This is a genomic window from Amycolatopsis rhabdoformis, from assembly GCF_035918295.1.
Classification (GTDB): domain Bacteria; phylum Actinomycetota; class Actinomycetes; order Mycobacteriales; family Pseudonocardiaceae; genus Amycolatopsis; species Amycolatopsis rhabdoformis.
Genome location: NZ_CP142149.1, coordinates 3,918,659 through 3,938,516, shown reverse-complemented (window position 1 = coordinate 3,938,516; position 19,858 = coordinate 3,918,659). Strand labels below are relative to the sequence as shown.

Here is a 19,858-nt window from a genome sequence, read left to right as displayed (position 1 = left end):
CCCGGTTCCGGTGCGGTGGCCCGATCGTGGTCACCGCACCGGCGGGGTCAGTCCTTGCCGGTGGTGCGCGTCACCACCGGAGAGAGTGGGCCGTAGTACAGCGCGCGCACGCGGAAGGCCGAGCCCGCCTCGTCGGGCAGCAGCGACAACGCGCACGTGGTGGTGTCCGGCTCGGTGATCTCGACCGGCACGAAGTCCTCCGCACCCGGCTTCCGGATCTCCACGAGGAACCCGGCTTCGTCGCTCGACCGGTCGGCCCAGGTGAAGTGCACGGACGCGTCCTCGGCGGCCACGACGCGCACGGCGCCGGGAGCGGCGGCGTCACCGGGCGTCCGCACCGGCACGGCCGCCGCCGGGGGAGCGGACGGTGCCGCGGAAGCAGATGGCGCCGCGTCGCCTGAGCGCACTACGGCCGACACCGGGCCGTAGAAGTCGCGCACGCGGTAGAAGAACGGGGTCTCCGGGATCAGGTCCGGGTGCCGGTAGGTGGTCTGGGCGCGGGGGAAGTACTGCAGCGCCGTCCACGGGCCGTCGGCGGCGTTCGCGTACTCGAGCAGGTGCCCGGCCGCCGTGAGATCGCCCGCGGGCCAGCGCAGATCGATGTTCGTGGGGGTCGTGAGTGTCGCCGTGAGCGCCTGCTGAACGGGGGCGGCGGCCGGGGCCGGGGAAGCCGAGCAGCCGGCGGCGGCCAGCACGGCCAGCGCCGCGAGCGCGAAGCGGGTTTTCACAGGCACGGCGAAGCCTCCGGAACGTCCAGGCGGCGGCGGTGCCGCGCCAGCTTAGGAACCGGCGCCGGAGATCGACAAGCCACGTCCCGATCACCGGGACCGGCCGATCACACCACGGCCATCACGCGGCCCTCGCCCAGCGGAGACCCATCCGGCCACCACCGGGCGTCGAACTCCTGTGGCGAAGTTTCCGAATTCGCGGTGAACCGCCTGGCGCCCGCATCCGTGTGAGGGGTGTCGGGGACTCTCACCACGGACTCGGCGGCCAGTCAAGATCCCGATCGGAGGTGATCTCCCGGTGGACACGGCGGCGGTGCTCGGCGCGCGTCGGCGACCGGCGTTCGTGCTGCGTTGTGCAGTACTGTCCTCGCCTACCCAGAACACCGGGAGGTCGAGGGTGGCGATCGGACGCGGGCGGCCGAAACGGGCCGCCGCCGAGCGGCTCGTGGAGCAGCTCTACGCGGAACACGGCCGGAGCCTGCTGGCTTACGCGACCAGGCTCACGGGCGACCGCACGGCCGCCGAGGACGTGGTGCAGGAAACGCTCGTGCGGGCGTGGAAGCACGCCGACGACCTGGGCGACGACCACCAGGGGTCCGTGCGCGGCTGGCTGCTCACCGTGGTGCGCAACCTCGTCACGGACCGCGCGCGGGCGCGGGCTTCGCGGCCGCCCGAGGTGGCCGAGGGGCCCGAGACGCTCGCGGCGCCGGTGGAGCACGACCACGCCCAGGGGGTGGTCGACTCGATGACGGTGCTCGGCGCCCTCGGCGGGTTGTCGCAAGAGCACCGCGACGTGCTGGTGGAGATCTACTATCGAGGGAGATCGGTGGCGGAGGCGGCCGAACTGCTGGGGGTGGCGCCCGGCACCGTGAAATCCCGGTCGTACTACGCGTTGCGCGCACTGCGCGTGGCGATGGTGAGCAGCGGAACGGAGGCAGTGAGATGAGCGCGATCGAGCAGGAGCACGCGCAGCTCGGCGCCTACGTCCTCGGTGCGCTGGACCCGGGCGAGGCGGTCGAGTTCGAACGCCACCTGGCCACTTGCGCGCAATGCCGTTTCGAGCTCAAGGACTTCGGGGCCCTGCGCGAAGCGCTCGACGAGGTGCCGCCCGAGGCGTTCCTCGACGGCCCGCCCGAAGGCGGTGATCTGCTGCTGCAGCGCACGCTGCGCCGGATCCGCGCCGAGGAGGAGCAGGCCGAACCGGTCCCGGAGCCGAGCCGTGGCACCGGACAGCGCCGTGGCGTGTGGCTCACGGCCGCGGCCGTCGTCGCCGTGGTGGCGCTCGGCGGTGGGGTTTTCATCGGCCGCCAGACCGCTCCCGAGCCGGCCCAGCAGGTCGCCGTGGCCGGTACCCGCGACGTGGCCGCCACCAACGCGGCCACAGGCGCGAGCCTGACCGCGTCGGTGATCCCCGCGCCCGGCTGGGTGAAGGTGCACGTGGCCGTGAAGGGCATCCCCGCGGGCGAGAAGTGCAAGCTCGTGGTCACGGACAAGTCCGGTGCGAAGTGGGACGCCGGCAGCTGGGTCGTGTCGGAGAAGTGGAGCACGCAGGGCTTCGGCCTCGACGGCTCCGCGCTGGTCGCGCCGGCGGACGTCGCGTCGGTCGGCATCGTCACCCTCGACGGCCGGGACCTGGTCTCGGCCCAGGTGTAGACCGTGGCGGGCGCGGAGTACCGGTTCGCCAGCACCTGGTGGCTCCCGGCCGCCCCGGCCCGCCGGGTCTTCGACGCCGTCGTGGACCTCGAGGCGTACCCGCAATGGTGGCCCGACGTGCGCTCGGTCCGCCGCGTCGACGACGACACCGCCGAGGTCGTCTGCCGCTCCCGGTTGCCGTACCGCCTGGTGATCGCCATGCACCGGGAAGAGGAGGACCCGGACGCGGGCCACGTGCGCGTGGGCCTGAGCGGCGACCTGGAAGGCTTCCTCGCCGGCGCCCTGCACCCCGTCGGCGACGGCACGCGCCTGGAGATCACGCAGCAGGTGCGGGCCCGCAAACCGTTGCTGCGCAAGCTGGACACGGTGGCCCGGCCGTTCTTCCGCGCCAACCACGCGTGGATGATGCGCCGGGGCCACCGCGGCCTGGTGACCTACCTGGCCTGAGCCTGGCCCGGACCGTGGCCCTGACCCTGACCCTGGCCGGCTGTGCACAGCTCCTTCGCGACGGTCGTGGTGCGCGAGCGGCGGACCAGAATGAGCGAAGCCGCTACCACGGCGAGCAGCACGAAGCCCGCGCTCAGCCCGTAGGCGAGCCGGTAACCCGAAGCGAGTGCCTCCCGAGCCGCCGTGCCCTCGGCGACCAGCCCCGCCGTGCGCGCGGCCGCGGCGGTGGCCAGCACCGCGGTGCCGAGCGCCGCGCCGACCTGCTGCGTGGTGGTGATCAGGCCGGACGCCACCCCGGCGTCGGCGGGATCCGTGCCGGACATCGCCAGCCCCATCACCGCCGGGATCGCCGCGCCCGCGCCGGAACCCATGAGCACCAGCGCCGGGAACACGTGCACGAAGTAGCTGCCGTCCGCGGGCACGGTGGTCAGCAGCGCGAACGCGACCGCGACCACCACCAGCCCGCCCACGAGCACACCGCCGGGGGAGAAGCGGGCGCTGAGCTTCGCCGAGAGGCCGAGTGAGAACACGGCGATCATGACCGGCGCCGGCAGGAACGCCAGCCCGGTGGTGAGCGCGTCGAGCCCGAGCACCTGCTGCAGGTACAGCGCCGTCACGAACTGGAAGCCCATCATGCCGGCGACCATGAGGACCATCGTCACGTTGGCCCCGCTGATCGCGCGGACGCGGAAGAGCCGCAGCGGCAGCAACGGCGTGCGCGCGCGGGCCTGGCGCACCACGAACGCGGCCAGCAGCAGCACCGCGCCGGCCACCGGTAGCGCGGCGCCGGCCTCGACGATCCCGTACACGAGCAGCATCACCCCGCCGGTCACGAGCACCGCGCCCAGCGCGTCGATTCCCGTGCGCAGGCCCCGGCCGCGGTCCGCGTCGACCACGAGCGGCGCGAGCACCAGCGCGGCGACGCCGATCGGCAGGTTGATGTAGAAGGTCCAGTGCCAGTCGAGCGCCTGCGTGAGCGCGCCGCCCGCGATGAGCCCGATCGACGCGCCCGAGGCCTGGGTGAAGCTGAAGACGCCGATCGCGCGGGCCTGGGCGCGCGGCTCGGGGTACATCGTCACGATCATGCCCAGCACCACCGCCGACGCGAGCGCGCCGCCGACGCCCTGCACGAACCGCGCGGCGACCAGCACCGCCGCGTCGGTGGAGAGGCCGGCCACCAGCGAGGACGCGGTGAAGACCACGAGCCCGGCGAGGAACACGCGCCGCCGGCCGAGCAGGTCGCCGAGCCGGCCGGACAGCAGGAGCAGGCCACCGAACGCGACGAGGTAGGCGTTGACGACCCAGGCCAGCCCCGCGGGGGAGAAGCCCAGCTCGGCCTGGATCGAGGGCAGCGCCACGGCGACGACGCTGCCGTCGAGCACCACCATGAGCGAGGCCGCGCACAGCACCACGAGGGCGACGGCGCGACGGCGGACTTCGGGCATTTCGGTCCCTCCAGAACGATCACCGAAGAGAATCCCCAGGTCGTTGCCGGGGCATCTCTTGTTACCGAGACCATCCTGTGTGACCATCGAAGACCGCGGAAGGAGGCACTTTCATGTCCCAGGGGAACACCGCTGTGACCGACCAGGTCAGCGCGATCGACCCGGAGAAACTCGAGGCGTGCACGCTGCTCGAGGTGCTCAACCGGATCAGCGGCAAGTGGGCGATCGGCATCCTGCTGGAGGCTTCGCAGGGGCCGGTGCGCTTCACGGAGCTGGAACGCTCGGTGGCGGGCATCAGCCGCCGGATGCTCACGCTGACCCTGCGCAACCTCGAACGCGACGGGCTGCTGGAGCGCACCGTCTACCCGACCGTGCCGCCGCGCGTGGAGTACGAGGCGACGCCGATGGCGCGTGAGCTCTACGGCACGTTGTCGGGTCTGGTCGACTGGGCGCAGCGCCACCGCGAAGCGATCGCCGTGGCGCGCGAGGTCTACGACGCACAGTGAGCCTTTGCGCCTGAACAGACATGCGTGTGCCGTGGTCGTGAGCACGGGGGACGCTCACGACCACGGCACACGGGGGTGTTCGCACCCCGGCGGGGGAGAGTGGGCCGGAAGGAGCCCTGGGGTGCGAACGGCTTCAGTTGCCCGCTGACGCTCCGACCGGTTCGCCCTTCCCGGTGGGCGGTTCGGCGGCCGGGGCTTCGTCGAGCAGAGTGGCTTCGTCGAACGGCGCGGTGCCCGCGAAGACCTGGCGGGACTTGTCGCGGTCGAACTCCTTCATCCACGATCCGATGAGGACGGTCGCCACGGCGTTGCCGGCGAAGTTGGTGAGCGCGCGGGCCTCCGACATGAACCGGTCGATGCCGAGGATGAACCCGACGCCGTCGACCAGCTCCGGCCGGTGCGACTGCAGGCCGCTCGCCAGGGTCGCGATGCCGGCGCCGCTCACGCCCGCCGCGCCCTTCGAGGCGAGGATCATGAACAGCAGCAACCCGATCTGCTCGCCCAGCGCCAGTGGCTGGTCCTGCGCCGTGGCGATGAACAGCGTCGCCATCGTGAGGTAGATCGCCGTGCCGTCGAGGTTGAACGAGTAGCCCGTGGGCACCGTGATGCCGACCACCGGCTTGCTCACGCCGAGGTGCTCCATCTTCGCGATCAGCCGCGGCAGCGCCGATTCCGACGACGACGTGGACAGGATCAGCAGGAACTCGCGACCGAGGTATCGCAGCAGCTGGAGGATGTTGACGCGGGCGCCCAGCCAGAGCACCGTGCCGAGGATGCCGAAGACGAAGATCAGGCAGGTGACGTAGAAGCCGAGCATGATCACCAGCAGGCTGCGCAGCGCGCCCCAGCCGGTGGCACCGACCACCGCCGCGATCGCGCCGAACGCGCCGACGGGCGCCGCCCACATGATCATCGACAGGATGCGGAACACCAGCCGCTGCACGTGCTCGATGCCGCGCAGGATCGGCTCGCCGCGCTTGCCGAGCTTCTGCAGCGCGAACCCGGTGAGCAGCGCGATCAGCAGCGCCTGCAGGGTCTGGCCCTCGGTGAAGGCCGAGACGAAGGAGGTCGGGATGATCCCGAGCACGAAGTCGACGCCGCCCTCGGCGCCCTTGGCCTGGTCGTGGACCTTGGTCACGTCGGCCGGGTTGAGGTGCAGACCACTGCCCGGGTGCAGGATGTTGCCGACGATGAGGCCGATCGCGAGCGCGAACGTGGACATCACCACGAAGTAGACCAGCGCGGTGATGCCGACCTTGCCGACCTTCGCCGCCTTGGCGACCGAGCCGATGCCCAGCACGATGGTGCAGAAGATGATCGGCGCGATCATCATCTTGATCAGGTTCACGAACCCGGTGCCCAGCGGGGCGAGCTGTTTGCCGACCGAAGGCCAGATCAAGCCCACCGCGGCGCCGAGCACCACGGCGACGATCACGGCCAGGTAGAGGTAACGCGTTCGGTCGCGCTTGGGCGCGGCCGCTTCGGGGGTCGGTGTCGGCACCGTTGCCTCCAGTCGGGGAATGGGTGGAACGCCGGTCACTATGCGGGGAGGATATGAGCAGCGTCACCGTTGTGTTCATTGAGTTCGTACGAGATGTCCGGTCCGGTTCGGACGGTGGTACGGGTGGGCCGTTGCTCCACCCGGGTGTTGCCCCGCGGCGCGGTGTGCTGGTATGTGCACGTGCCCGCCCCCACCCGGACCCGGTCCAGCCGCTGGAGCCTCGCCCGCCAGCTCCTGGTGCTGCAGCTCGCGGTGCTGCTCGTGCTCGTGGCCGGCGGGCTCACCATCGCCTACCTCGACGCCGGGCGCACCACCACCGACCGGGCGCGTGAGCAGTCGCTCGCGGTCGCCCACGCGATCGCCGACTCGCCGAGCGTGGTCGACGCGCTGTCCACACCGGACCCGACGGCCGTGCTGCAGCCCTACGCGGTGCGGGTGCAGACCGACGCCGACGTCGACTTCGTCACGATCATGACGCCTCAGGGGATCCGGTACACCCACCCGAACGCGGCGTTGATCGGGCAGCCCTTCCTCGGCCACATCGCCGCCGCGCAGACCGGCGGTGTGGTCACCGAGACCTACACCGGTTCGCTCGGCCCTTCGGTGCGGGCGGTGGTGCCGGTGTTCGGCGCGGACCACCGCGTGGTGGCGCTCGTCGCGGTGGGCATCACGATCGCGGCGATCTCCGCCGAGCTGCGGGATCGCGTGTGGCCGCTCGCCGGCGTCGCGGCGGCGGTGCTGCTGGTCGGGGCGTGCGGCGGCTGGCTCGTGAGCGCGCGGCTCAAGCGCCAGACGCGCGGGATCGCGCCCGGTGAGCTCAGCAACCTGTTCGAATACCACGAAGCTGTGCTGCATTCGGTGCGTGAAGGCGTGCTGCTGGTCGGGCGCGACGGGCGCGTCGGCCTGTGCAACGACGGCGCGCGCACCCTGCTCGGCCTCACCGGCGACCCGGTCGGGCGGCCCGTGGCCGAGCTGGGGTTGCCGCCGGAGCTGGTGACCGCGTTCGTGTCCGCCGAGACGCGCGCTGAGGAACTGCACCTCACCGACACCCGGGTGCTGGTGGTCGGGACCACCGCCGTCCGCTCGGGCGGACGCTCGCAGGGCACGGTGGTGATCCTGCGCGACCACACGGAACTGCAGACGCTCACCGGTGAGCTCACGACCGCGCGCAGCCTCTCGGAAGCGCTGCGGTCGCAGGCGCACGAGGCGGCGAACCGGCTGCACACCGTCGTTTCCCTGGTGGAGCTCGGCCGGCCGGAGGACGCGGTGGAGTTCGCGACCGCCGAGCTCGCGCTGGCCCAGGAGCTCACCGACCGCGTGATGAGCGCGGTGTCCGAGCCGGTGCTCGCGGCGCTGCTGCTCGGCAAGGCCGCCGAGGCCAGCGAACGCGGCGTCGACTTCACGATCACCCCCGACACGGTGATCGAGGACCTCGGCGGTGGCATCGCCGGGCGCGACCTGGTGACGATCCTCGGCAACCTCGTGGACAACGGCATCGACGCGGCCGCACGCGGGGGCGGCGAGCGGCCCGGCGTGGTCGTCACGGCGCTGACCGACGACGAGGGCCTGCTGTTGCGGGTCGCCGACAACGGCCCGGGTGTGCCGGAGGAAGCTGTGGAGGACATGTTCCGCCGCGGCTGGTCCACCAAGGCGACGGAGGGGCACGGGCTGGGGCTCGCGCTGGTGGCCCAGGCCGTGCGGCGCTACGGCGGTGCGGTGGAGGTCGGAAGAGACACCGGCGCGGTGTTCACGGTCCGGTTGCCGAGGCAGGAGGCGCTGCGGTGATCCGCGTGCTGGTGGTGGAAGACGAGCCGGTGGCCGCCGAGGCGCACCGGCTCTACGTGGAGCGGCTCGCGGGTTTCACCGTCGCCGGCGTGGTGCACTCCGGCGGCGACGCGCTGCGGTTCTGCGAACGCGAACCCGTCGACCTCGTCCTGCTCGACTTCTACCTGCCCGACACCCACGGCCTGGCCGTGTGCCGCTCACTGCGCGCCGCCGGCCTGCCCATCGACGTGATCGCGGTGACCTCGGCGCGCGACCTCGCGCTCGTGAAGGCCGCGGTGTCGGTGGGCGTGGTGCAGTACCTGCTGAAACCATTCACTTTCGCTTCCCTGCGCGAAAAGCTCGAGCGCTACGCCGAGTTCCACGACGCGTCGGGCGAGGTCACCGGCCAGGCCGAAATCGACCGCGCGCTCGCGACCCTGCGCACCACCGAGCACCACGCCCTGCCCAAGGGCATGAGCGCCGAGACCCTCGAGGCCATCACCGCCGCCCTCGCCGCCGCCGACGCGGGCCTCTCGGCGGCCGGCGCGGCCAGTGCGATCGGCGCTTCGCGCGTGACGGCTCGTCGGTACCTGGAGTACTTGGCGGACAACGGTCTGGCTCAGCGGGAACCTCGGTACGGGCAGGTGGGGCGACCCGAGGTCTGGTACCGGCACGGGCCGGCGTAGCCGCTGCCGTTGACGCCCCGATTCTGTCGGTGGTCGGGGCTAGGTTCCTGGCTCATGACAGCGATCCGGTACCTGATCGGCGACGCGACGAGCCCCTCGGCCGACGGCCCCCAGGTCATCGCCCACCTCTGCAACGACCGGGGCGGCTGGGGCAAGGGGTTCGTGCTGGCGATCTCGCGGCGCTGGCCGGAGCCCGAAGCGGCCTACCGGCGCTGGTACCGCGACCGGGCCCACAACGACTTCGGCCTCGGCGCCGCACAATTCGTCCAGGTCCTGCCCGACACCTGGGTCGCCAACCTCATCGGCCAGCACGGCATCAGAACCAGCCGCAGCACAGGCCCACCGATTCGCTACGACGCGGTACGCACCTGCCTGGGACGCCTGGCCGAGCGCGCCACCGACCTCGGGGCGAGCGTTCACCTGCCTCGCCTCGGCGCCGGCCTGGCCGGAGGCCGGTGGGATGACATCGAGCAGCTGATCACCGACGAGCTCACCGACCACGGCATCCCCGTTACCGTCTACGACCTGACCGCGCCCACGCCGGAGCCGACCGGCTGAAGAACGCGGCCGGTGTATAACGTCCTGTACAGCCCGGCTCCCGAGCACGAGGAGGACTGGTGGCCGCCGACCCGCGACCCCGGTTGACCCTGCACCACCTCACCGAATCACGAGCCGACCGCCGGACCTCGCCGCTCACGGTCGCGCGGCCCGAAACCGGCTATGCCTCGGCGGCCGCCCGGTGCCAGTGGTGCAGTGCCGACGTCGAACTCCGCGTCGCGTCAGCCGAGCGGTTCCTGCAGACGCGACGGCAGTGGGCGTTCGGGTGCGCGGCCGCCCTGCTGACCGTGGTCGTCGGCGTGGTGCTGGTGGTGGCGACGCCGTTGCTGGTGCCCGCGGTGGTGCTGCTCATCGGCGGGTTCCTGGCCGCCGTGGTGACCGCGTTCGGCTGGTGGTGGGCCACCGGGGTCCGGCCCGTGCGCGGCGCCGACGGGAAACCCGGACCGCACGTGGTGCGGCCGGACCGGAGCTGAGTCAGCGAGGACGGCCCGGCACGCCCGGTCGGGTCTGCCACGGGTGCGGCCCGTCGAGTGGCCGGTACTCCACCCCCAACGCGTCCAGGCGCGGCAGGTGGTGCTCCCGCAGCCGGGGCAGGAACTCGGTGAAGTCGTGGGGCCCCGAAGACCACGCGACCTCCGCGAAGGCGCTCAGCCGCGGGAAGGCCGCGTAGTCCACGCGCCGGGCGGTGTCGAGGTGTTCGGTCCACACCTGGGCCTGCACGCCGAGCAGGTGGGGGCTGTCCAGGGCCGGCTCGTAGGTGTAGACGTCCTCGAGCGTGTGCAGGTAGCCGACGGGGATGGGTTCGTCCGGGTGGTCGGACTGGCGGTGGTCGAGGTACAGGCGCTCTTCCGGGCACAGCACCACGTCGTGGCCCCGCGAAGCGGCCAGCGACCCGCGTTCCTCGGCCTGCCAGGCGCCGACCACCATGGTCGGCAGCCCGGAGATCTCCAGCACCTCGTCCCACCCCAGGGGCCGGCGTCCCCGGGACACCAGGTACTCCGCCAACTCCCGGACGAAACCCCCGTGCGCCTCGGTCGCGCCTGGCACCTCGTCGCCGCCCAGGCCGATCACCGGTGACGGGAAGACGTCGAGCACGTGGTCGAACACCGCGCGGAAGAAGTCCAAAGTGGACGATGACGGGTCGAGCAGTGAAGTGCTGATGCCCCACGACGTCCACACCTCCCACTCGGCCGTCGGGTCCGGGCCGAGTTCGGGGTAGGCGGCGATCGCCGCGCGGGCGTGGCCCGGCACGTCGATCTCGGGGACCACCGTCACGGCCCGCGAAGCCGCGTAGGCGACGATCTCGCGCAGGTCGTCGGTGGTGTAGAAGCCGCCGTGGGGCCGGCCGTCGCGGCCGGGGCCGTCGTGGCGACCGACCATCGACGAGTGCCGCCAGCCGCCGACGGACGTGAGCCGCGGGAAGCGGGGTACCTCGATGCGCCAGCCCTGGTCGTCGGTGAGGTGCAGGTTGAGCACGTTGAGCTTGTGCGCCGCCAGTTGGTCGACGAACCGCAGCACCTCCGCCTTCGTGCGGAAGTGCCGGGCCACGTCGAACAGGCAACCGCGCCAGCCGAACCGCGGGTGGTCCTCGACCACGCCGCACGGCAGCGTGAGCCCGGAGCGGATCGAGGCCGCGCGGAAGGCGTCCGGCCCGGCGAGCTGGCGCAGCGTCTCGCGGCCGTACACCTCGCCCGCCGCGTCGGCGACCGCCAGCGTCACGCCACCGGGCGTGATCGTCAGCCGGTACCCCTCGGCGGGCAGCTCCGGCGCCTGGAGCACGGTCACCGGCGCCGGCCACGGGCACACGCCCGGCGCAGCGGCCACCGACACGGGACGGGGGAGCAGGGTGTCGAACCCGGGCATGATCAGCCTTTCACCGCGCCGGACATCCCGGCCACGAGCCGGCGTTGCACCAGCACGAAGAACACCAGCACCGGGATGGTCATGAGGGTGGACGACGCCATCACCGCGCCCCAGTCGGTGTCCTCCGGCTTGAAGAACACCAGGATCGCCTGCGGCAGCGTCTGGTTCTCGGTCTTGGAGATGATGAACGTCTTCGCGAACAGGAAGTCGTTCCACGCGTGGATGAACGCCAGCACGCTCACGGCCACCAGCCCGGGCGCCACGAGCGGGAACAGGATCTGCCACGTGAAGCGCATCCGCGAGGCGCCGTCGAGTTTCGCCGCTTCCTCCAGCTCCACCGGCACGGCCGCGACGAAGCCGCGCAGCATCCAGATCGCGAACGGCAGGCTGAACGCCAGGTGCACCAGCACGAGCGAGCCCAGCTCGTTCAACCCGAACGCCGGTGCCACCGCCCCGATCTGGCGCATCAGGAAGAACAACGGGATGGTCAGCGCCTCCACCGGCACCATCTGCGCCACCAGGATCATCACCAGCAGCACCGTGCGGCCGCGGAAGCGGAACCGGGTCAGCGCCACCGCCGAGAGGAACGACAGGAGCAGTGACAGCACCACTACGGCGAGCGCCACCAGCAGGCTGTTCACGAAGAACCGGCCGAAGCCCGACACGGTGAGCACGCGCTGGAAGCTGTCGAGCGAAGGCGCGAGCGTCCACGGTTTCGGGTTCGCCGTCTGGATCTCGCCCGCCGGCTTGAACGCCGAGAGCACCATCCAGTACAGCGGGAACGCGACGATGCCCGCGACCACCACGGTCACGATCTCGGCCACGAGCCGGCCCGGCCGGCGCACGCGGCGCGTGGTCGCGGCCCGGGGCTTCGCAGTGATCACAGCCATGCCGTGCTCCTGCGCTGCGACCGGACGTAGAGCCCGGTGATCGAGAGGAGCAACAGGGTCATCACGACTCCGATCGCCGAGCCGAGGCCGTACTCCTGCCCGGCGAAGGCCTGCTGGTAGGCGTAGACGTTGAGCACGAGGTTGCGCCCGGCCACGCCGCCGCCGTTGGTCATCACGTAGATCTGCGTGAACACCTTGAAGTCCCAGATGATCGACTGGATCGTGGCGATCATCAGCAGCGGCCGCACCATCGGCAGCACCACCGCCCACGTGCTGCGCCACATCGACGCGCCGTCGAGCGACGCGGCCTCCAGCACCTCTTCCGGGATCGCCTTGATCCCGGCGTACATCGTGACCAGCACGAACGGGAACGAGCACCAGATCACCTCGGCGGCCACGAGCCCGAACGCGCCGAAGGTGCCGAACGTCCACGAGTGGTGCGCCATGCCCGTGAAGCCGATGCCGGAGAGCACCTCGTTGACCAGGCCGAAGTCGGTGTCGAACAGGAACAGCCACACGTACGAGCCGGCGATCGCGGGGGTCGACCACGCGCCGAGCGCGGCGAGGAACAACAGCGTCCGCGGCACCGCCCGCACGCGCGAAGCCAGCACGGCCAGCGCCGTGCCGACCACGAGGCTGCCGACCACACAGGCGGCCGCGAACCCGACGGTCTTCGCGAGCACCGTCCAGAACTGCACGTCCTGCAGCAGCGTCGCGTAGTTGTCGAGGCCGAGGAACACCAGCGGGGCCGCGCCCGCGGCCTGGGGCTGGCCGTAGTCGTAGAACGAGATCAGCACCAGCTGGTAGATCGGGTACACCAGCAGGGCGGCGAGCAGCACGCCCGCGGGCAGCAGGTAGAGGACCGCCGCCCGGCCGTCCCGGCGCCGCCGGCGCGCACGGGGCGCGGGCGGAGCAGGAACGGCGACGGGCAGCTGGGACGTGACCATCAGCCGAAGTTCTTGTTCATCGCCGCCGTCGCGTCGGCGAGCGCGCCGTCGACGTCCTTCCCGCCGGTCGCGATCTGCTGCACGGCGGTCGGCAGCACGTTCTGGCTGTCGATCTTCGACCAGCCGGGCGTGCTCGGCACGAACTTGGTGCCGGCGGCGAGCGTGTCCACGAACGGCTTGAGCGTGGGGTCGCTCGCGGCGAGCTTCTTCTGCACGCTCTGCAGCGTCGGCAGGTTGCCCATCGCGTTGTACATCTTCTCCTGGTACTTCGCGCCCGCCAGCAGCTCCGCGAACTGCACGGCGAGGCCGTGGCGCTTGCTCGCGCCGAACACACCCAGCAGGTTGCCGCCGGCGAACGCGGGCGCGACCGAGCCGGGGGTGGTGCCCGGCAGCGGGACCACGGCGTACTTGCCCTTCACCGCGCCCTGCTCCACCGCCTTGCGGTTGAAGTCACCGCCGATGGTCATGCCGGCCTTGCCGCCGGCGAACGCCGTCACGCTCTGCGTGCCGGTGAGGTTGGCGCACGCGGCGGGCGGGCAGATGTCGTCCTTGAGCAGGTTCGCATACGCGGTGATACCGGCCTTCGCCGGCGCCGATTCCACAGTGGACGTCCACTTGCCACCGTCGGACTTGGCCACGTCACCGCCGTTGGCCCACACGAACGGCAGGAGCGCGTAGGTGTACTTGCCGCCGGTGGAGATGCCGTAGAGGTCGGGCTTCGCGGCGTGGATCTTGCGCGCGTCGTCGGTGAGCTCGGCCAGCGTGGCCGGCGGCTCGAGGCCCAGCTCGGTGAACACGTCGGTGCGGTAGTAGAGGGCGCGGATGCCGGTGTACCAGGGCAGGCCGTAGGTCTTGCCGCCGGATTTCGCGGTGTCGAGCACCGTGGGCAGCAGGTCCTTGCCCTCGCTCCACGACGAGATGTCGCCGGAGAGATCGCTCAGCGCGCCGGTCTGGGCGTAGCTGGCGACGTCGGTGTTGCCGAACTCGGCGACGTCCGGGGCGTTCGACGGGTCGTTGAAGGCGCCGGAGAACTTGTCGGCGCGGCCTTCGACCGGCACCCATTGCACGTCGACGTCCACGCCGGCGTGCGCGGCCTTGAACTCGGTGATGGCCTCCTTCACCGCCGCTTCCTTGGGGGCGCGGCTGGCCTCGTCGAACAGCCACACCCGCAACGTGCCGGTCTGGTCGTCTCCGCCGGCCGCGGCGGGGGCGGACTGGGTGGGGGCGCAGGCGGCCAGCAGGGCCAGCGCCGCGGAGACGCTGATCGCGGTGAAGGTACGACGGACTCTCATCGTTGAGCTCCCAGAGGGGTTGGGCCCACGGACGGCGGACCGGTCGGTCCGCCGCCGCGCGAGCGACGCCGGGTCAGGCGAAGAAAACGGAGTTGACCGAAGGCACGGCGAGCGAGCCGGCGACGACGCCGGGGCGGCCCGTGGTCGGGTCGCGCGGCAGCCAGGTGACGGTGCCCGAGCGCTGGTTGGCCACGTAGAACCACCGCTCGTCGGGCGAGAGCGCGAGGTGGCGCGGCCAGTTGCCGCCGGTGTCCACACTGGACACGAGTTTCAACGTCGTCCCGCCACCGGATACCGAGAACGTGGCGATCGTGTTCGGGCCGCGCACGGTGGCGTGCACGAACTTCGCGTCCTGCGACACGGCGATCTCGCCGGGGAACAGGTCGCCGGTGCTGCCGGGCGGCACCGCGGGCACCACGGCCAGCGGCGTGAGCTTGCCCGCGGCCGCGTCCCAGGACAGCACGGTGATCTCCGGCCGCAGCTCCTGCGCGAGGTAGGCGTAGCGGCCGTTCGGGTGGAACACCAGGTGCCGCGGACCCGCGCCCGAGGGCAGCGTCACCTGCTGGTGCAGCGCGAGTTTCCCGCGGCCGGTGTCGAGCGAGTACACGTAGACCGAGTCGGCGCCGAGGTCCACCGACAGCACCCACTGGCCGGTCGGGTCGTTCACCACCTGGTGGGCGTGTGCGTCGCGCTCGGCGCCGGTGTGCTGCTGCACGTCGGTGGCCGGCCCGAGCTTGCCGCCCGCGAGGATCGGCAGCACGACCACGCTGCCGGAGCCGTAGTTGGCCGCCAGCACGTACTTCTGGCTGCTGTGCACCGAAAGGTGCGTGGGCGCGCTGCCCTTCGACGACACGGAGTTGAGCAGCTTCGGGCTCGCCGCCGTGGTCACGTCGAGCGCCGAGATCGCGCCGTTCGGGTCGCCTTCGTTCGTCACGTACAGGGTGCGCCCGTCGCGGCTGCGGTCGAACCAGGACGCGTCGGGCACGCCCGCCACGGTGCGCACCGGGGTGAGCGCCGGCGCGGTGCCCGAGCGGCCCACCACGTCGAGGCCGTGCCCGGCCGGGGGAGTGCTGGTGTAGCTGCCGACGTACGCGGTGGTTCCGGCGGCTCGCGAGCACCCCAGGGGTGCGGCGCTCGCGAACTGCGCGCCGAGCACGGTGCCGAGTCCGGCGGCGCCGGTGGCGCCGAGGAACGTGCGGCGGGAAAGTCCAGCCATCGAGGTTTCTCCCAACGGTGAGGGGACCGGAAGGTGGAGCCGGCAGCGGGCGGTGCTCAGTCCTGGTGGTTCAGACCACTGCCATGATCAATGCTGCCACGGCGAAACCGCTGAGGGAAAGGACTGTTTCGAGCGCGGTCCAGGTTTTCAGTGTCTGCGGCACCGAAAGACCGAAGTAGCGTGACACGATCCAGAAGCCGCCGTCGTTCACGTGGGAGGCGATGATCGAGCCCGCGGAGATCGCGATCACGATCAGCGCCAATTGCGGTTGCGAGTAGTGCAACTCCACCACTGTGGGCGCGACGATGCCGCTGGTGGTCACGATCGCGACCGTCGCGGAGCCCTGGGCGATGCGCATGCCGCAGCTGATGATGTACGCCGCGAAGATCACCGGCAGGCCCGCGTCGCCGAGCGAACCCGCCACGGCCTTGCCGATGCCGGTCGCCGAGAGCACCGCCCCGAAGAACGAGCCCGCGCCCACCACCAGCAGGATCATCGCGACCGGGCGCAGCGCGTTGGTCGAAAGCTGCGCGAGGTCCGCGCCCGTCATGCCGCGGCGGCGGCCCAGCAGCCACGACGCGAGCAGGGTGGCGATCGTGAGCGCGATGGCGGGTGTGCCGAGGAAGGCCGCGACACCGGCGGCCCCGGAGTTCTTGGGCAGCACGATACTGCCGAACGTGCCCACCAGGATCAGCACGAGCGGGATCGCGATGATGCCGCTGACCAGGCCGAGCGACGGCGGATCGGTCGCCTCCTCGTCGTCGTCACCGGCGAGCTTCGCGAACTCCTCGGCGAGCGGGACGTTCACGCGCTTGCCGATCCAGGTCGAGTACAGGATGCCGCCGACGAACCACGCCGGGATGCCGCAGACCGCGCCCATCAGGATGAGCCAGCCGAGGTCCACGTGCAGCAGCCCGGCGGCCGCGACCGGCCCGGGGTGCGGCGGGATGAACGCGTGGGTGATCGAGAGACCGGCCAGCAGCGGCATCGCGTAGAGCACGATCGAGCGGCCGCCCTGCTTGGCCGCGGCGTAGACCAGGGGCGCCAGCACGAAGATGCCGATGTCGAAGAACACCGGGATGCCGAAGATCAGGCCCGACAGGCCCATCGCGAGCGGCGCGCGTTTCTCGCCGAACGCCCGCAGCAGCGCCGAGGTGAGCACGCGGGCGCCGCCGGAGCGTTCGAGGATCGACCCGAGCAGCGTGCCGAGGCCGATGATCGCCGTGATGTGCCCGAGGATGCTGCCGAAGCCCTTTTCCAGCAAGGAGTCCGAGGTCTTCTGTGCGGTGCCGACCAGGGTGCCCACCGGCAGCCCGGCGGCGAGCGCGGTCAGCACACCCACCACGATCAGCGCGATGAACGGTTCGAGCTTGACCTTGATGATGAGCACGAGGAGCACGGCGATCGAGATCGCCGCGAGCGTGAGCAGACCGCCGGTCGTGGTCTGCAGCCAGTGGATCATCGGCCCCTCCCGGGGTGACGAAGGGAATGGCCGGCGAGGGCGCCGGTGGGGTGGGTGTCCTCGATCGCGGCGACGCCGTTCACGAAGACGTGGGAGATCCCCTCGGCGGGCTGCCTCGGGTTTTCGAACGTGGCGGTGTCGGCGACCGTGGCGGGGTCGAACAACACCAGGTCGGCCGCGTACCCGGGGCGCACGAGGCCCCGGTCGGCGAGCCGCAGCCGCCGCGCCGCGCGCCCGGTGAGGTGCGCGACGCAGTCGGCCAGCCCGAGCACGCCCAGTTCGCGGACGTAGCGGGCGAGGTAGCGGGGGAACGTGCCCCAGGCCCGCGGGTGCGGCCGGTCGCCGACGAGCAGCCCGTCGGACCCGCCGGTGTGCGTGCGGTGGCGCATGATGGCCTGCACGTTCTCCTCGTGGCCGATGTGCATGAGGCACGAGGTGCCGAGCCGTTCGTCGAGCAGCGTCGCGAAGTACAGCTCGGCCGGTGCTTTCCCTTGCCGGCGCGCGGATTCCGCGACGCTGTGGCCCACCAGCGCGGCGTTTTCCGGGCGGCGCACGCCGTTGATCTCGATGCCGGACCAGTCGATGGGCACGCCGTGGGCGCCGTCGGAGCCGGTCTCCTCGATCTCCACGCGCATGCGCTCGCGAGTGTCCGCATCGGACAGTCGCGCGAGCGTCGCGTCGAGCCCGCCCTCGGTGGCCCAGCTCGGCAGCAGCGCCGAAAGATAGGTGGCGCCGGGCAGGTACGGGTAGGTGTCGAGGGTGATGTCGCCGCCGGCGTCGAGCGCGTCGTCGAGCAGCTTCAGCAGTTCGGGGGCCTTGCCCTTGTTCACGGAGAAGTTCATCGTGGCGTGCGCCAGGTGCAGCGGGCAGTCGGCGCGGCGCGACACGTCCACCATCTCGGCGAACGCCTCCAGGGCGCCCTTGCCGTAGCTGCGGTGGTGGGGGCTGTAGTAGCCGCCGCGCTCGCCGACCACGCGACACAGCTCCACGAGCTCGGCCGTGTCCGCGTACATGCCCGGGGTGTAAGTGAGCCCCGAGGACAGACCGAAGGCGCCTTCGTCGAGCCCGGTCGCGATGAGCTGCTTCATCCGGTTCAGCTCGGCCTCGGTCGCCGGCCGGTTCTCCCAGCCGACGGCGAGCATCCGGACCGTGCCCTGCGGTACGAGGTACGCGGCGTTCACGGCGATGCCGCGATCGAGCCGGTCGAGGTACTCCCCGACCGAGCGCCAGTTCCAGTCGAAGCCGACCGGGTCGTCGTTCCAGCCGGCGAGCTGCTGGCGCAGGGCTTCGAGCACGGCGTCGTCCACGGGCGCGTACGAGAGGCCGTCCTGCCCGAGCACCTCGGTGGTCACGCCCTGCGACACCTTCGCGAGGTGGTCCGGTTTGGTGAGCAGCTGCAGGTCGGAGTGCGAGTGCATGTCGATTAAGCCGGGGGCGAGCACGAGCCCATCGGCGTCGAGAACGCGCTTTCCGGTGAGCGAGCCCGGTTCGGCGACCTCGGCGATGCGGTCGCCGGTGATCCCGACGTCGTGACGGGTGATCGGGCCGCCGGTGCCGTCCGCGACCTGGGCGCCGCGGATGACCAGATCCATCAGAACCACGTCCGCACGAAGTCGACGACCGTCTCGCCGTCGGTGTCCACCACCGGCAGCAGCGGCCACTTGTCGAACGTCGTGCACGGGTGGGAAAGCCCGAGCCGCACCCAGTCGCCCACCTCCACCGGCGAGCCGGCCGGCAGTGCGAGGAAGGCGTGCTGGTCGTTGAGCTTGGTCACGCGGTGGCCGGCCAGCTCGGTCACCACACCGTTCTTGCGCAGCAGCTGCGGTTCCGGCGTGCCCTCGTCGTAGGGCAGGTCGCGCTTGCCGGCGGTGAGCAACGCCAGCTCGTCGGTCGGCTTCGAGGTGACCTGCGCCCACGCGTGCAGCGCGGCGTGGAACTGCTCGACGCCGGCCAGGCGCGGGTGCACGCCGAGCGGGGAGATCTCGCGGTAGAAGCCGTCGTCGTGCGTCACGTAGGCGCCGCTGCGCAGGATCGGCAGCACGTCCATCCCGGCCGGCCACGGTTTCGTGAGCTCTTGCGCCACGCGGTCGAAGTACGCGCTGCCGCCGGCAGTCACGTAGACCTGGCCCTCGGCGAGCAGACCCTTCTCCGCGAAGGCGATCGCGGAGTCGCGCAGGGTGTCCACATAGGAACTGATCTTGGCGAGCGCGGCGTCGTCGGTGTCGTGCGACAGCGCGCCTTCGTACCCACCGGTGCCGCGCAGCCGCAGCACCGGGCTCTTCGCGATGGCTTCGGCCACGGCCAGCGCGGTCTCCGGGTCGCGCACGCCGGTGCGGCCACCGGCGCCGCCCAGCTCCACCAGCACGTCGACCGGCCGCGCCGACCCGGCCAGCGCCTCGGTCATCAGCTCGACCCCCCGCACGGAGTCGGCCCAGCACACGAACTCGAACGCCGGGTCCGCGGCCAGCTCGGCGGCGAGCCAGCGCAGGCCGGCCGGGTCCACGAGCTGGTTGGCCAGCAGGATCCGCGAGACGCCGAACGCGCGGTAGATCCGCAGGTGCCCGGCGTTGGCGGCGGTCACGCCCCACGCGCCGTGGTCGAGCTGGCGCGCGAACAGCTCGGGCGCCATCGTGGTCTTGCCGTGCGGCGCGAGGGCGATGCCGTGCGCGGCGCACCACGCGGCCATGGTGGCGAGGTTGTGCTCCACCGCCGCGGCGTCGAGCACCACGAACGGGCCGAAGAAGCCGTCGGCGAACAGGTTCGCGCGCCGGGCCGCGGCTTCGTCGAGGGTGAGCCCGGCGAGAGCGGGCGTGATCGAGCGGAAGCGCCAGTCGATCTTCTCGTCCCGGCCCGCGCGGACGGCGGCGGTCAGGGCGGTGTGCTCGGAGCTGTTCATCGAT

At 71.7% G+C, this 19,858-nt stretch carries 19 protein-coding genes; 8 read left to right on the top strand and 11 right to left on the bottom strand.

The window, feature by feature from the left end; all coding sequences use genetic code 11:
* Positions 1-47: 47 nt before the first annotated feature.
* Positions 48-734 (bottom strand): fibronectin type III domain-containing protein, encoded by a 687-nt coding sequence (locus tag VSH64_RS17900; protein ID WP_326836750.1) that lies wholly within the window; start codon positions 732-734, stop codon positions 48-50.
* Positions 735-1,125: 391 nt separating this feature from the next.
* Between VSH64_RS17900 and VSH64_RS17895 the strand changes: the two genes are divergently transcribed.
* Genes VSH64_RS17895 through VSH64_RS17885 form a run of 3 tightly spaced genes read left to right on the top strand, consistent with a single transcriptional unit; the run spans position 1,126 to position 2,828 of the window.
* Positions 1,126-1,674, top strand: a complete 549-nt coding sequence (locus VSH64_RS17895; protein WP_326836749.1) for a sigma-70 family RNA polymerase sigma factor — start codon at positions 1,126-1,128, stop codon at positions 1,672-1,674.
* The gene (locus VSH64_RS17890; protein WP_326836748.1) at positions 1,671-2,381 is read left to right on the top strand and encodes a zf-HC2 domain-containing protein; all 711 of its coding nucleotides are present in this window, start codon (positions 1,671-1,673) and stop codon (positions 2,379-2,381) included. The genes VSH64_RS17895 and VSH64_RS17890 overlap by 4 nt, the downstream gene beginning before the upstream one ends.
* Before the next feature lie 3 nt (positions 2,382-2,384).
* Positions 2,385-2,828, top strand: coding sequence for an SRPBCC family protein (locus VSH64_RS17885; RefSeq protein ID WP_326836747.1), 444 nt, complete (start codon positions 2,385-2,387; stop codon positions 2,826-2,828).
* Here VSH64_RS17885 and VSH64_RS17880 read toward each other — a convergent pair.
* Positions 2,816-4,273 carry an MFS transporter gene (locus VSH64_RS17880; protein WP_326836746.1) on the bottom strand — a complete coding sequence of 486 codons (1,458 nt, stop codon included), beginning with the start codon at positions 4,271-4,273 and terminating at the stop codon, positions 2,816-2,818. The genes VSH64_RS17885 and VSH64_RS17880 overlap by 13 nt on opposite strands.
* Positions 4,274-4,386: 113 nt before the next feature.
* Here VSH64_RS17880 and VSH64_RS17875 point away from each other — a divergent pair, with 113 nt between their 5' ends.
* A complete protein-coding gene (locus VSH64_RS17875) occupies positions 4,387-4,779 on the top strand; it encodes a winged helix-turn-helix transcriptional regulator (RefSeq protein ID WP_326836745.1) in 393 nt (130 codons plus the stop codon).
* Positions 4,780-4,912: 133 nt separating this feature from the next.
* Here the strand turns inward: VSH64_RS17875 and VSH64_RS17870 are convergent, their stop codons facing one another.
* Positions 4,913-6,280 carry a cation:dicarboxylate symporter family transporter gene (locus VSH64_RS17870; RefSeq protein WP_326836744.1) on the bottom strand — a complete coding sequence of 456 codons (1,368 nt, stop codon included), beginning with the start codon at positions 6,278-6,280 and terminating at the stop codon, positions 4,913-4,915.
* Between the two features lie 180 nt (positions 6,281-6,460).
* Here VSH64_RS17870 and VSH64_RS17865 point away from each other — a divergent pair, with 180 nt between their 5' ends.
* From VSH64_RS17865 to VSH64_RS17850, 4 genes are read left to right on the top strand one after another with little or no spacing between them, the layout of a single operon-like run.
* Positions 6,461-8,065 carry a sensor histidine kinase gene (locus VSH64_RS17865; RefSeq protein ID WP_326836743.1) on the top strand — a complete coding sequence of 535 codons (1,605 nt, stop codon included), beginning with the start codon at positions 6,461-6,463 and terminating at the stop codon, positions 8,063-8,065.
* The gene (locus VSH64_RS17860) at positions 8,062-8,730 is read left to right on the top strand and encodes a response regulator (protein ID WP_326836742.1); all 669 of its coding nucleotides are present in this window, start codon (positions 8,062-8,064) and stop codon (positions 8,728-8,730) included. Before VSH64_RS17865 ends, VSH64_RS17860 begins: the two co-directional genes overlap by 4 nt.
* A 54-nt stretch (positions 8,731-8,784) precedes the next feature.
* Positions 8,785-9,288 (top strand): macro domain-containing protein, encoded by a 504-nt coding sequence (locus VSH64_RS17855; RefSeq protein ID WP_326836741.1) that lies wholly within the window; start codon positions 8,785-8,787, stop codon positions 9,286-9,288.
* A gap of 59 nt (positions 9,289-9,347) precedes the next feature.
* The gene (locus VSH64_RS17850) at positions 9,348-9,761 is read left to right on the top strand and encodes a hypothetical protein (protein ID WP_326836740.1); all 414 of its coding nucleotides are present in this window, start codon (positions 9,348-9,350) and stop codon (positions 9,759-9,761) included.
* 1 nt (position 9,762) lies between these two features.
* Here VSH64_RS17850 and VSH64_RS17845 read toward each other — a convergent pair whose 3' ends face one another.
* The 8 genes from VSH64_RS17845 to VSH64_RS17810 all read right to left on the bottom strand — a co-directional run bounded on the left by VSH64_RS17845 (position 9,763) and on the right by VSH64_RS17810 (position 19,854).
* Positions 9,763-11,151, bottom strand: coding sequence for a beta-N-acetylhexosaminidase (locus VSH64_RS17845; protein WP_326836739.1), 1,389 nt, complete (start codon positions 11,149-11,151; stop codon positions 9,763-9,765).
* Between the two features lie 2 nt (positions 11,152-11,153).
* Entirely contained in the window at positions 11,154-12,041 is an 888-nt protein-coding gene (locus tag VSH64_RS17840; RefSeq protein WP_326836738.1) for a carbohydrate ABC transporter permease, read from the bottom strand.
* Positions 12,032-12,988 (bottom strand): carbohydrate ABC transporter permease, encoded by a 957-nt coding sequence (locus VSH64_RS17835; RefSeq protein ID WP_326836737.1) that lies wholly within the window; start codon positions 12,986-12,988, stop codon positions 12,032-12,034. The genes VSH64_RS17840 and VSH64_RS17835 overlap by 10 nt, the downstream gene beginning before the upstream one ends.
* A complete protein-coding gene (locus VSH64_RS17830) occupies positions 12,988-14,280 on the bottom strand; it encodes an extracellular solute-binding protein (RefSeq protein ID WP_326836736.1) in 1,293 nt (430 codons plus the stop codon). Before VSH64_RS17830 ends, VSH64_RS17835 begins: the two co-directional genes overlap by 1 nt.
* Before the next feature lie 73 nt (positions 14,281-14,353).
* Entirely contained in the window at positions 14,354-15,496 is a 1,143-nt protein-coding gene (locus VSH64_RS17825) for a lactonase family protein (protein WP_326836735.1), read from the bottom strand.
* 70 nt (positions 15,497-15,566) lie between these two features.
* Complete coding sequence (locus VSH64_RS17820; RefSeq protein WP_326836734.1) at positions 15,567-16,958, bottom strand: GntP family permease; 1,392 nt, start codon at positions 16,956-16,958, stop codon at positions 15,567-15,569.
* Positions 16,955-18,550, bottom strand: a complete 1,596-nt coding sequence (locus tag VSH64_RS17815; RefSeq protein WP_326836733.1) for an N-acyl-D-amino-acid deacylase family protein — start codon at positions 18,548-18,550, stop codon at positions 16,955-16,957. The genes VSH64_RS17820 and VSH64_RS17815 overlap by 4 nt, the downstream gene beginning before the upstream one ends.
* Positions 18,550-19,854 (bottom strand): amino acid deaminase, encoded by a 1,305-nt coding sequence (locus VSH64_RS17810; RefSeq protein ID WP_326836732.1) that lies wholly within the window; start codon positions 19,852-19,854, stop codon positions 18,550-18,552. Before VSH64_RS17810 ends, VSH64_RS17815 begins: the two co-directional genes overlap by 1 nt.
* Between the last annotated feature and the right edge of the window lie 4 nt (positions 19,855-19,858).